This window comes from Mycobacterium sp. SMC-21 (assembly GCF_045310825.1).
Classification (GTDB): Bacteria; Actinomycetota; Actinomycetes; order Mycobacteriales; family Mycobacteriaceae; genus Mycobacterium.
This window is the reverse complement of record NZ_JBJIAO010000037.1, coordinates 1-11,497: the sequence shown is the minus strand read 5'-3', so window position 1 is coordinate 11,497 and position 11,497 is coordinate 1. Positions and strand designations below refer to the sequence as shown.

Genomic DNA, 11,497 nt, shown 5'->3' with positions numbered 1-11,497 from the left:
CACGCCGTTACCCGGCCAGCGCGGCACGCAGGAAGTCCCCGCTGACGGCGACCGCGGGCGCCGACGAATCTCCGCCGACCACCAGCGTCGCGAACGCGAGGTCGCCGACGATGCCCGCGAACCAGCCGTGCGAGTGGGTGTTGTCGCCGAATTCCGCGGTCCCGGTCTTCCCGCCGAGGCCGTCGATGTCCTTGAGTGCGGACGCGGTGCCGTCGGTGACGGTCAGCCGCATCATGGCGCGCAGGGCGTCGGCCGTCGGCTGGTCGATCGGGGTCGACGGGGCGCTGGCGGTGGTCTGCTGGCCGGGCAGCAGCGTGGGCGTGATGGTCGACCCGTGCGCGAGGCTTGCCTCGGCGACCGCCAATCCAAACGGGCTGACGGTGACGGTGCCCTGGCCGATGCCGTTCTCGACGCGCTGCGCCGGGGTGTCGGCGTTGGGCACCTTGCCCGTCACGGTCGTGATGCCGGGGATGACGAAGTCGACGCCGATGCCGAGGTTCTTGGCGGTGTTGGGCAGCGCGTCGGCGGGCAGCTTGTCGGCGAGCGCGCCCATGGTGGTGTTGCAGGAATGCGCGAAGGCCTGCTCGAGCGGGACGGTGCCGAGGTCGAACTTGTCCTCGTTGGGGATGGTGCGGTTCTCGATCGTCACCGTGCCGGGGCAGGGCTCGGGGGAGTCGGCCTTGGCGAGCCCCTTCTCGAGGGCGGCCGCGGTGGTGACGGTCTTGAACGTCGACCCTGGCGGGTAGAGGCCGGTGAAGGCGATGGGTCCCTGCGCGTTGGCCGCGTCGTTCTGGGCTGCCGCGAGGATGGCGCCGGTGCTGGGGGCGATGGCGACGAGCACGGTCGGGTGGGGATCGGTGGCCACCGCGTGCTGCGCGAGGAGCTGCAGGCGCGGGTCCAGGGTGGTGCGGACGGGTTTGGTGTCCGCCGGGGCGTTGTTCGCGAGCTCGTCGGTAGGCTGCCCTTGCTCGTCGACCAGATCCACGGACCAGCCGGCGGTCGCGTCGATGGCCTTCTGCCAGACCTCGGGCAGTCCGCTGATGGCCGGCGAGTGCAGGTTCGGGTCGACGGTCAGCAGTGCGCCCTGCTTGGTGACGGTGACGCCGGGAATCTGGGTGAGCTCGTCGGCGACCTGGGCGAGGTCCGTCTCCCGGAGCTTGACGACGGTGACACGGTCGTCCTGATTTCCGTTGAACTCATTGGTGATCGAGTCGCCGGTGATCGTCTCGTCGAACCGGGCAACCACCGGGGCCAGTGCCGCGGCGGAGTCGAGGTGGTCGCGGCTGAGGGTGATGACGCCGACGGTCTGCCAGTTCAGCAGGGGTTGGCCGTTGCGGTCGACGACAGGCGTCAGCAGCGCTTTGTCTTCGCTGAACTGGAACGTCCCGCCCTGCCGGAGCTTGGCATGCAAAAGCGCCGGGGCCCAGCGGATTTTCCAGTCGTCGCCGACCTTGGTGGCGATTGCTGTTGTGTCGTAACTGAATTCGCGTCCGGGTCCGAACGACCAGGTGTAGGCGAGCTTGGCGGTCGACTTGTTGTCGCCGTCGCCGGGCGTGGCCTTGACGTCGAGCGTGGCGTTTTTGCCCATGCCGTCGAACATGGACTTGATGGCCGGCTCCGACGCGCCGGCATCGGTGGTGTCTTTGGCGGCGGCGCCGGAGTCCTTGCGGTGCAACGCATCAGCAAACGCGTTGAAGGCATCCTCGGGTTCCGGGCCGCCGAAGATCGAGCATCCCGTGGAGCCGAGGAGCAGCGTGCAGGTCAGCAGCAGCGCAGTACGTTTCGTCATGACCCTTCGAGCCAACCATGAGTGGCTATGAATTCCGGCGTTGAAACGCTGGGGCGGGCCGGTATCGCGTAGTGTCCGAGCCGTTCGGTATTCCGCTACGTAGCGGAGCGTATTGAAAGGTGTGACATGAGCGGTGTGGTGGTGACCGGTGGTGCATCCGGTATCGGCCTGGCGTCGGCCAAGGCGTTGATCGCCGACGGTCGCGCGGTGTCGCTGTTCGACATCTCGCCGGAAGTGGTCGCTGTCGCGGAGTCACTCGGGGCGCACGGCGTCGTCGTCGACGTGAGTGACACCGACTCGATGGCCGCCGCCGTCGAGCAGGCCGCCGCGGCGATGGACGGCATCGACGGGCTGGTGCATGCCGCGGGCCGGGTGCTGCCAGAGCCGGTCGGGATGTTCACTGTTGAATCGTGGGATGCCGTCGTCGACGTGAACCTGCGTGCGCAAGCGCTGCTGTCCCAACTGCTGCTGCCACATTTCGAGAAGGCCATTGCCGGTGGCGCCGCGCCGACGATTGTGGGGATTTCGAGTATCGAAGGGCTGGTTGGCAATCCGTTCATCCCGGCGTACTGCGCGTCGAAGGCCGGGCTGCTCGGGCTGACCCGGTCGATGGCAGGTCAGTTGGGGCCGTTGGGAATTCGCGTCAACGCGGTGTGCCCGGGCTTCATCGAAACCCCGATGCTCGCCGACGCGTTGGCTGTTCCTGAGGTGAAGAACGCGTTCCTGTCGGCGGCGCCGCTGGGCCGGCTGGGGCAGCCCGAGGAGATCGGCGCGGCCGTCGCGTTCCTCTTGTCGCCGAAGGCGTCGTTCATCACCGGGACGCAGATCGTCGTCGACGGGGGAGTGACGTCGCGGCACGCTTAGGGGCTTGCGATGAAAAGTGAACCGGTGCAGTCGAATTGGCGTCGTGTTACCGATCTTCCCAAACATGATCGGGGCGAAGGACTTTCAGGTCGGCTGGAAGTCCAACAATGAACGTCGACGCGCTCAGCGCCGCGAAAAACCTTTTGCGATGGCTCATAGGGTTGGTGTGTGGCTCATCTCGATCTGTCAAGGATCAGCTACGGCCTACCTGGCCGTCCGCTTCTCAACAATGTCTCGTTGTGGGTCGGCGAAGGGGAACGTGTCGCACTGATCGGCGCCAACGGTGCGGGCAAGTCGGCACTACTGAAAATCGCGCTTGGGGAGGTCGAGCCCGAGGAGGGCTCGATCGCCCGATCCAGGGGCGTCGGGGTGATGCGGCAGTTCATCGAAGGTGACTAGGGCGTGTCTGACAAAAATTTCAGGCGTGGTACCTGAGACTCGTAGGGTGTCGCGGTTCCAGTTGCTTTCCGATGCCCAGTGGTCGTTGATCGAAGATTTGCTTCCGGTCCGGACGGGTAAGCGGGGCAGGCCTTTTCAGGATGCTCGGTCGATGGTTGAGGGCATCATCTACCGATACCGATGTGGCATTGCCTGGCGTGACGTGCCGGAGGTGTTCGGTCCGTGGCAGAGCATCTGGACGTGGCATCGTCGGATGAGCGCTGACGGTACGTGGGATGTGGTGTTGGCCCGGTTGCTGGCAGCCGCTGATGAGGCCGGGATGATCGATTGGGCGGTGGCAGTTGATTCCACGATCGCCCGAGCACACCAGCACGCCACGAACCTCACCCGTGACACAGGGGGCTGGGTCGAATTACACGAATCTGGCGATCGAGCCGCCTGACCACGGCATTGGCCGCTCCCGCGGCGGGTTGACCAGCAAGATCCACCATCTCGTCGACGGCCGAGGACGGCCCTTGGTGGTGCTCGTGGGCGCAGGCCAATCCCACGACGGCCCGGTGTTCGAGCATTTGCTCGCCCACCTGAAAGTTGACCGCCCCGGCGGCGGACGGCCCCGCACCCGCCCCGATCGCGTCCGCGCAGATAAGGCCTATTCGAGTCGCGCCACCCGCGCGCTGTTGCGGCGACGCGGCATCGGTGCAGTGATCCCGGAACCGTCCGATCAGATCGCCAACCGCAAACGCCGGGGCTCGGCCGGCGGTCGGCCACCGGCCTTCGATGCCGAGGATTACAAGGGCCGCAACGTGGTTGAACGCAACTTCAACGACGTCAAGCAATGGCGCGCACTGGCCACCCGCTACGACAAGCTGGCCATCGTCTACCGTGCCGCGGCAGTCCTACGAGCGGTCACACTCTGGCTGCCCCATTTATCGGACACGCCCTAGCCCGGATTTTGCGTGGTAATTGGTGTGGGTTCGGTGTGATGCCGAGTTGTGTTGTTGGGTAGTGGTTTTCGTGTGGTGGCGTAGAGGTGCTGTCCCGTGTCGCCGGGTGGGGCGGGCTTTCCTGGGGCCTGTGGGTCCTTCATCGTTGATGGGTCCGATGGGGTGGGGTGTTATCCGAAGGCGGTGCGGACGCGGTGCCAGGCGGCGGCGATCGCCGCCGCCCAGCGCCAGGTGGCATCGATGCGTAGCCGCAGTTGGCGGGCGCCGCGGGTGATACGGGCGGCCACGTGCAGGACCCGGTAGCGGAACGTGGTGATCTCGACGCGGGCCAGAGCGCGATCGCTGGCGAACCCGATGAGGCGGGTCCAGGTGACCAGGTCAGCGGCGGCCAGGACGATTTCGAGCCAGGCAGCATTGGCCCAGAAGGAGTGGCAGGGCAGGTTACGCAGCCCGGTGGCTTTGAGTTCGCGGATACGGTCCTCGACGCGGGCGTGCTGGCGGTGCCGTAGTTCCAGACCGGCGACCTGACCGGGTACGACACCCGGTGGTGTGTCGGTGATGAACGCGGTGACCCGCATGCCGTCGGCGTCGGTGAACCGCAACTGCGCGCCGGGGTGGGGGCGTTCTTTACGCAGGATCAGCCGGGTCCCTTCGGGCCAGGAGGCCAGGTTGACCAGGTCGGTGGCTTCAGCGACCCACGCGCCGTCGCGGATCCCGCCGTCGGTGTCGATCGCTGGATACCAGCAATCGCCGAGGTTGAGGGTGTCCACGGCGTCCTGGACGCGGGTATCGACGGGGTACCCGAAGGAGAACCCGGCCCCGGCGGCCCGGCACGCTGCGGCGAATTTGTGGGTGGATCCGGCGGTATCGCAGCGCACCAACACCTTCGGGGCCTCGGGGTTGTCGGGATCGTCGGGGTTGGGCCGCCACGCCGCTGGCAGCGATGCCAAAGCCTGGTGCAGGACGATGATGTGGTCGGAGGCGGTGTTGGAGCCGGCGTTACCGTTGCGCAGCAACCCGGCCAGGGCTTCGCCGCCGGCGATGTCGGGGCGGTCCAGAAACGCCAGCAGCGGGTGCAGCCCGAACGTTTTCTTCCAGGTCGGCGCAGCCCCGGCCTTGTTGTCGGAGTGATCGATCACCAGCGTGGCATCGATGTCGATATGCAGCCAGCCGCCGGTGGTGGGGGCGGCTCCGACAGCCCAGGCCGCTGCCCGCGCCGCGGCTCGGGCTGCGCGCACCCCGGGTAGATGCGCGGCATCGATCCGCTCATCGATCAGCCGCCACATGGTGGTCGTTGAGGCCTTGGCCCCCAGGACGTGCTCCCGGTCACCGCACAGCTGACCGACCGCGTCGATGCAGTCCGCGCCGTCGGCGACCGCGGCCGCCAGATCAGCGAACACCTCCCCAGGCGCATACACCCACGGGCCGCGGTAGGTGTCGGCCAACGCGGCCGTGACCTGCGCCGATAAGCCGGTCCGGTCGGCAAGCTCACGCAGCATGCCCATCCCGGCATGCGACACAACGCCATGGCCGTCGGCGGAAACTTTCACCGGCGATGCCGCCGCGATATTCTTCACCTGCGAAGTGCCTTCCCGTCAGGGTTTTTGAACCGTAGAGAAGTCCAATTATTCCTTGCAGGACAGGCACTTTCGCTTATCTACACACCCCCACAGTCAACATTCCACGAAAAATCCGGGCTAAGCGACATCGTTGTAGGGCTCATTGTCGTCGCGATCATGCTGAGCTGGAAACGAAGCCCGGCTCGGCTACAAATACTTCCCGGGCCGCTAGTCGCAATCGTCGCCGCGACGGCGATATCGTTCGTGCCGCCGCTGAACGCCGACAGAATCGAACTCAACGGTTCGATCCTCGACGCGATCGGCTTGCCGACTCTGCCGCACGGCACCTGGGTGCCGTTTGTACTGGCTGTGTTGACCATCGCGTTGATCGCCAGCGTGGAAAGCTTACTTTCGGCAGTTGCGGTCGACAAGATGCACAACGGCCCGAAAGCCGATCTGAACCGCGAGCTCATCGGTCAGGGCGCGGCCAATATGGTGTCGGGGATGCTCGGCGGGCTGCCGGTAACCGGCGTGATCGTCCGCAGCGCAACCAACGTGGCGGCCGGTGCACGCACGCAGGCTTCGTCGATTTTGCACGGCGTGTGGGTGCTGCTGTTTTCCGTGTTGCTGGCCGGTCTGGTGCAACAAATTCCGAAGGCCGCCCTGGCCGGGTTGCTGATCGTGATCGGTATCCAGTTGGTCAAGTTGGCACACATCCGGCTGGCCTGGCGTACCGGCGACCTGGCTGTTTATGCGATCACAGTCACCGGAGTTCTGTTCCTGAACCTGCTGGAAGGCGTCGCCATCGGCGTCGCCGTCACCCTCGTCGTGGTGTTGTGGCGGGTGGTGCGCGCCTCAGTACATGCCGAACCGATCGACGAGGAGCATCACGAATGGCGTCTCACACTCGAAGGAGCCCTCAGTTTCCTTTCCTTGCCGCGGCTATCGCGCGTGCTGGCCTCAATTCCGCGTGGCAGCCGGGTCACCGTGGAGATCACAGTCGACTTCCTTGATCACGCCGCATACGAGGCCATCGAGGAGTGGGCTCGTATGCGGCACCGCCTAGCTGGCGGCTCGGTTTGCATCGACGAAATCGGCGAGAGCGCGATGGCAGCGGCCACCGTAGGGCCGCCGATTCGCCGGTCGCACAGCGCGATAGCCCGCGGCCTATCGCCCTGGCGCTCTCACGGCCACCACCCAGGGGACACCGGTTCGATGCTCACCCCGGTGTTGGACGGCGTCGCGCGTTACCATCGCCGACACGCCCCGCTGCTTCGCGAACATTTCAACGAGCTGCGCGGCGGGCAGCGACCGCGCGCTCTGTTCCTGACCTGCGCAGACGCTCGCTTGGTGCCCAATGTCATCACCGCCAGCGGGCCCGGTGACCTTTTCACCGTGCGCAACCTCGGCAACCTCGTTCAGCCGAACGCCGCTGACATGTCGATGGAAGCCGCATTGGCGTACGGAATCATCGAGTTGAACGTCAACACCATGATCATCTGCGGCCACTCCAGATGCGGAGCGATGACGGCATTGCTCTCCGAGGCTGGCCATCGTGACGGCATTCCCCCCGCTGTCGCGGCATGGATCGAACAGGCGCTGCCAAGCCTCGACGCGTTCCGCGCCGGTCACCCCGTCGGCCGGGCGGCGGCCAGGCAGGGGTATGACGCCTGCGATCAGTTGGCAATGGTCAACGTCGCTTGGCAAATTCAGAACTTGAAAGTCCATCCCGTGGTGGGTCCCGCTCTGGAAGAGCAGCGATTGGATACATTGGGGCTCTTCTTCGATATCGCCTCGGGCCGGGTACTGCGTATTACAGAGAGCGACGTCGAAAACCTCGGCGCGCCGAACGACTGACTCTTCCAACAGGGTAAGTCCCTCGGGCCTCGACAGCGGGGTCTCCAATCGGTCTCACGAATCTGCGCCGGCCCGGATGATTGATCGCCGGGATGCGGTTGCGGGCCGGCGGGCCAACTCGGGCGAGGGTGCGGGGCGCATGGTCGCCGGAGCGATCGCGTGATTCGTCGAGGGACCGACCAAAGTCACTCGAGCAAAGGAATCGACGCGATGACCACTGGCCACAATATTGACAGGCCGGCTGTGCTGGCTGATCGACTCACCGCCTGCCGCCCCGATGTGCTGCGCGAGCTGCTGGCAACTTTCATCCACGCCCTGATGGGTCGAAGCCGACGCTCTATGCTTCTCGAAGAGGCAGCCTCGGCGAGGTGCTCTTCACCCCAAACATGAACGGACGCAGTCGTTCTTGTTCAAGCTCCTCTGACGACGACGGGGCTAACCTCAGGCGTGCGTTCCTGCGGCGGCACATGCCGTTTGGGCGTTGTAGGCGTCGTTGTTGAGCTCGGTGGCCACATTGTCAAGGGTGTCACCGCCGCGGCGGAGTCCCATGATCAACAGGAGCTTCGTCGCGTCCACTGACCATGCCCGCATCGGCGCGGCGATCTCGGGCTGCAGACCCGGTGTCGCCGCCGCGGTCATGGCCGCGGCCGCCGCTTCCCGCAGCGCGGTCCGAGCGGTCACGTTACTGTTCCTGACAGTCGGATCTCTGTAGTCGGGAAGGTCCGTACCTTCGGTGGCGTCGGCGAAACCCGAGTAATTGGTCGCGGCGAAATTCAGCGTTGTGGCGAACTGCTTGCAGGCCACCGCCGCCGCGGGATTGACGTTGTCCGAGGTCGGCGCGGGGACCGTTACCATACCCGGAGCCGGCGTGTCCGTCTGTTCTGCGTCGTTGGGGTCGGCGGATGCGGTTGGGACGACCGCTAGCCCGATGCCAAACGCGATGAGAGACGCGGCCAACCCGCGCTCGCAAACATGTGATGACCTCAACAATTCCTCCTGCCGTGTCGGCCTGATCGCGGGCGATGCCGCGCCACCGGACCAGCTGATCTTGCCCTCACCGCCATTGAGCGGCTCTCCGTGCGAGACCACAGCAGAGTCAGGCGAATACGAGGCCGCGGTGATCGACAGAGAGCTCTCATGATCAGGTTCAAGGCATGGTTGTATATATCGAATGGTCGAGTCTACAGCTCACCAAATGATGAACCGCCGCTCAACGCTGGGTGCCCGTGCGGCGTCCATTCGATGCTGTGGACAGCCAGAGGCGCTCTCGATGGGTATGTGGCATGAACTGTTTTCGGTCCGTTTACCGTTTGGACACTCGGCCACTCAATCATACGACGCGACAGTTCCCTTGAATTCGGACCACGAGAGGCGTCACCGCGACCATGCCGAATCGTTTTGCCACCTTGACCGCCGTCTGCATGCTGATCCCGGTTGGGGTTGCGCCACTCGCGTCGGCCGAACCGCCCCCGGATCCCGCGGTGGAGCCGGCGGGAAACGCCGCACCTCCACCCCCGCCGAACAACGGCGCCGTCCCGCCCGCGGCACCGGGGGTCTTGGATACCCCGGACGGTTGGCATTTGACGGTGTCCGCGGTGGCCGAGACCCAGCTGCCGGTGGCGCCGCTGACTACCTCGCTGGCGTCGCGCGAATACCTCGTGGGCGGCACGTTCGCCGGGGCGATCACGGGCTCGGGTAAAACAAAGCTGAACGGCGGAAAACTGGAGGCAGGCTATCAGATCGGCTGCGGCATTACGCAAAATGCTATCGAAACTCTTGTCGGGGCCGGTATTACCCCTTCGATCCGCATACCGTTTGCTGGCAACGATCCGTCCTTCGCTCCGAACCTCACATACCGGGGAAGAATAGACCTCCGTCCCGGCACCGTGTCCACGGTTGCGGTCGACGAGAAAGAGTTCGAGGGGAAAGAAACGCGGGTCACGATCACCGGTTTCCGCATTGGCGTCGACCAATGTGCCGGTCAGTCGTTCATCCGGTCGTACGCGACGTTGACCAGCTCGACCGAGAACACCGAGGACGTCATCACCTATCTCGGTGTCACCAAGGCCGTGTGATGCGGTTTCGCAAGCGCGGCTGTGCCGGCGTCGATTTGGTGCCGCCGCGAAAGCCGCTCATGCAGCGAGACCTCGTGGGTTCAGGGATCGAGGCGCCGGTTCGCCTCCCGCCGACACCGGCGTATCCGTCACCGTGGTCACGCCCTGAACTGTCCGCCGACGTGATCAATCGCGCAGTGACCGAAGCGGTCCCGCGGGTCACGGTGCGTCGCCGGCTGGCCGCGGCGCGATCAAGCCGCGCCAATGGTTCACGTGTGCCGTTATCCGGCGAATCCATTTCAGAAATGGCTTACCAGCTTGAGAGACGCGCACTCGATAGTTTCGGGTGGCAAGTGTTGTTCATCCGTTCACCGTTTAGATACCTGGTCCATCGATCATTCGGCGGAACAGTTGCTTTGGATTACGACGACGAGAGGCGCCCCCGCACAATGTTTTATCGTTTAGCCACTCTGGCCGCTGTTTGCATGCTGGTCTCGACCGGGACAGCTCCGCTCGCCGCGGCGGAGCCGGATCCCAACCCGCCGCCGGTACCCGTCGCAAACGCCGGTCCCCCGCCGGACACCGGCGCCGTCCCGTCGGAGCAGCCGGGAATCGTCACGACCCCGGACGGCTGGCAGTTGACGGTGGCTGCGCTGAACGAGACCCAGCTGCCGGTGGCGCCGCTGACTACCGCGCTGTCGTCGCGCGAATACCTCGTGGGCGCCACGTTTACCGGGTCGATCACGGGCTCGGGTGACACCACGTTGGACGGCGGAAAGCTGGAGGTCGGCTATCAGATCGGCTGCGGCATCGAACTGGACAGGGTCAGGCTGGCTGGCCAGATCGGCATTGGCACGTCGGGGTCGACGCTCGCGGGTCTCGTACCTACCGGCGCCTCGCTCCCGATCAGCGGTACGTTTGAAGTCCAGCCCAAGCCGGGCGAGGTGACCACCGTTTCGGTGACCAAGAAGAAGTTCAAGGCCCAGGATGCCCGGGTCACCGTCAAGGATGTTCACATCAAGATCGACGGCTGCGTCGGTCAGTCGTTCCTGCGGTCATTCGCGGTATTGACGAGTTCGACCGCGGACACCAACGACATCGTCGCTTACTACGGCGTCACCAAGACCGTCTGACATCAGAGGTGGAGCGTGGGTATCCGAGCCGAAGGAGACGCCAGCCATGAGTAGCCGAGATCGCGGGGCGGTCGCCAAGGACGTGATCGCGAGCATTGTGGTGGCCGGTGCGCTCGCCGTCGGTGCGGCGGTCGCCCACGCGGCGCCCGCCGCTGCGGACCCTCCCGCGCCGCCCGCTGATCCGGCGATTCCGGTCCCGCCGCCGCAAGGGCCGACGATACCGATCATCGGCGCGCCTTTAGGGCCTAGTGGGCTTTCGGGATTGGCGCAAATTGGGGCTCCTGCCGCCGGCCCTCTTGGCCTACCCGAGATGCCCGACCCGACCGTCGGCAACGACTTGATGCTGGGCCAGAACCCAATTCCCTCGCCACCGGGCGGCCCCCCAGGCACGCCGCCGAACCTCAACGCGTTCAACAACGCCTACCTGCTCCCGCAGAACGTCGATCCCGCAGCGCCCGGCCAGGGAACGATGTTCGGGGTGGCGCCGGGCGACGAGAATGCGGACATCTCCGGCTTGGACTACCTCAGGCGCCTGCGTGCGATGTATAGCGACGACCGTCTGAAAGGCGGGCTTCTCGGCCAGATGCCACTGGATCAGCTCGGTGAGCCGCTGCCTGGTACCGCGCCCCCGCCCGGTACTGCGATTCCGGCCGGGCTGGGACAGGTCTTGCCGGATCAACCGCCGATCGTTTCACCCGGGCCGCCGCCGGTAAGTCCACCGGGGCCGCCGCCGGCCGGTTAACCTCCGCCGGTCCGTGGTACGCGGACCGCGTCGACGGTCGCTTCGATCAGCCGGTCTAGCCCGGATTTTGCGTGGTAATTGGGCTCTTCACAGATGAGGGTGTAGAGGTGGTTGGCGCGTCGTTGCCGGGATAGAGGTCGAGGTCTCTCGAAAATG

At 65.5% G+C, this 11,497-nt stretch carries 10 protein-coding genes and 1 pseudogene; 8 read left to right on the top strand and 3 right to left on the bottom strand.

The genetic code is table 11. The features are described from left to right. Positions 1–7: 7 nt before the first annotated feature. Complete coding sequence (locus ACJH6H_RS24435; RefSeq protein ID WP_406775979.1) at positions 8–1,789, bottom strand: penicillin-binding transpeptidase domain-containing protein; 1,782 nt, start codon at positions 1,787–1,789, stop codon at positions 8–10. A 126-nt stretch (positions 1,790–1,915) separates the two neighbouring features. Here ACJH6H_RS24435 and ACJH6H_RS24430 point away from each other — a divergent pair, with 126 nt between their 5' ends. The 3 genes from ACJH6H_RS24430 to ACJH6H_RS24420 all read left to right on the top strand — a co-directional run bounded on the left by ACJH6H_RS24430 (position 1,916) and on the right by ACJH6H_RS24420 (position 3,996). Next, positions 1,916–2,653 carry an SDR family NAD(P)-dependent oxidoreductase gene (locus tag ACJH6H_RS24430; RefSeq protein ID WP_406775978.1) on the top strand — a complete coding sequence of 246 codons (738 nt, stop codon included), beginning with the start codon at positions 1,916–1,918 and terminating at the stop codon, positions 2,651–2,653. A 168-nt stretch (positions 2,654–2,821) separates the two neighbouring features. After that, the gene (locus ACJH6H_RS24425) at positions 2,822–3,052 is read left to right on the top strand and encodes an ATP-binding cassette domain-containing protein (protein WP_406775977.1); all 231 of its coding nucleotides are present in this window, start codon (positions 2,822–2,824) and stop codon (positions 3,050–3,052) included. Positions 3,053–3,098: 46 nt separating this feature from the next. Beyond that, positions 3,099–3,996 (top strand): IS5 family transposase gene (locus tag ACJH6H_RS24420; RefSeq protein ID WP_371824527.1). Its coding sequence is split into 2 segments (ribosomal slippage): positions 3,099–3,445 and positions 3,444–3,996, totalling 900 coding nucleotides; the frame shifts between segments, so codons are not numbered across the junction. Positions 3,997–4,166: 170 nt separating this feature from the next. On the opposite strand, the gene ACJH6H_RS24415 is transcribed toward ACJH6H_RS24420, so the two are convergent. Beyond that, positions 4,167–5,573 carry an IS1380 family transposase gene (locus ACJH6H_RS24415; RefSeq protein WP_016341434.1) on the bottom strand — a complete coding sequence of 469 codons (1,407 nt, stop codon included), beginning with the start codon at positions 5,571–5,573 and terminating at the stop codon, positions 4,167–4,169. Between ACJH6H_RS24415 and ACJH6H_RS24410 the strand changes: the two genes are divergently transcribed. Next, positions 5,508–7,412: a solute carrier family 23 protein gene (locus ACJH6H_RS24410; protein WP_406775976.1), complete on the top strand. Its 1,905-nt coding sequence runs from the start codon at positions 5,508–5,510 to the stop codon at positions 7,410–7,412. The two genes, ACJH6H_RS24415 and ACJH6H_RS24410, sit on opposite strands and share 66 nt — an antisense overlap. Before the next feature lie 210 nt (positions 7,413–7,622). Further along, a pseudogene (locus tag ACJH6H_RS24405) lies at positions 7,623–7,755 on the top strand (IS256 family transposase); the annotation flags it as partial. Positions 7,756–7,853: 98 nt separating this feature from the next. Here the strand turns inward: ACJH6H_RS24405 and ACJH6H_RS24400 are convergent. Next, on the bottom strand, positions 7,854–8,369 hold the full coding sequence (locus ACJH6H_RS24400) for a hypothetical protein (protein ID WP_406775975.1): 516 nt from the start codon (positions 8,367–8,369) through the stop codon (positions 7,854–7,856). 638 nt (positions 8,370–9,007) lie between these two features. Between ACJH6H_RS24400 and ACJH6H_RS24395 the strand changes: the two genes are divergently transcribed. The 3 genes from ACJH6H_RS24395 to ACJH6H_RS24385 all read left to right on the top strand — a co-directional run bounded on the left by ACJH6H_RS24395 (position 9,008) and on the right by ACJH6H_RS24385 (position 11,341). Next, on the top strand, positions 9,008–9,487 hold the full coding sequence (locus tag ACJH6H_RS24395; RefSeq protein WP_371824528.1) for an MspA family porin: 480 nt from the start codon (positions 9,008–9,010) through the stop codon (positions 9,485–9,487). A gap of 428 nt (positions 9,488–9,915) precedes the next feature. Next, the gene (locus ACJH6H_RS24390; protein ID WP_061004163.1) at positions 9,916–10,599 is read left to right on the top strand and encodes an MspA family porin; all 684 of its coding nucleotides are present in this window, start codon (positions 9,916–9,918) and stop codon (positions 10,597–10,599) included. Positions 10,600–10,645: 46 nt separating this feature from the next. After that, entirely contained in the window at positions 10,646–11,341 is a 696-nt protein-coding gene (locus ACJH6H_RS24385) for a hypothetical protein (protein ID WP_084377652.1), read from the top strand. The last annotated feature ends 156 nt before the right edge of the window (positions 11,342–11,497 follow it).

Coding starts and splice junctions, on each gene's coding strand:
- ACJH6H_RS24435 (WP_406775979.1), bottom strand. CDS start 1,789: ATGACGAAACGTACTGCGCTGCTGCTGACCTGCACGCTGCTCCTCGGC.
- ACJH6H_RS24430 (WP_406775978.1), top strand. CDS start 1,916: ATGAGCGGTGTGGTGGTGACCGGTGGTGCATCCGGTATCGGCCTGGCG.
- ACJH6H_RS24410 (WP_406775976.1), top strand. CDS start 5,508: ATGCGACACAACGCCATGGCCGTCGGCGGAAACTTTCACCGGCGATGC.
- ACJH6H_RS24390 (WP_061004163.1), top strand. CDS start 9,916: ATGTTTTATCGTTTAGCCACTCTGGCCGCTGTTTGCATGCTGGTCTCG.
- ACJH6H_RS24385 (WP_084377652.1), top strand. CDS start 10,646: ATGAGTAGCCGAGATCGCGGGGCGGTCGCCAAGGACGTGATCGCGAGC.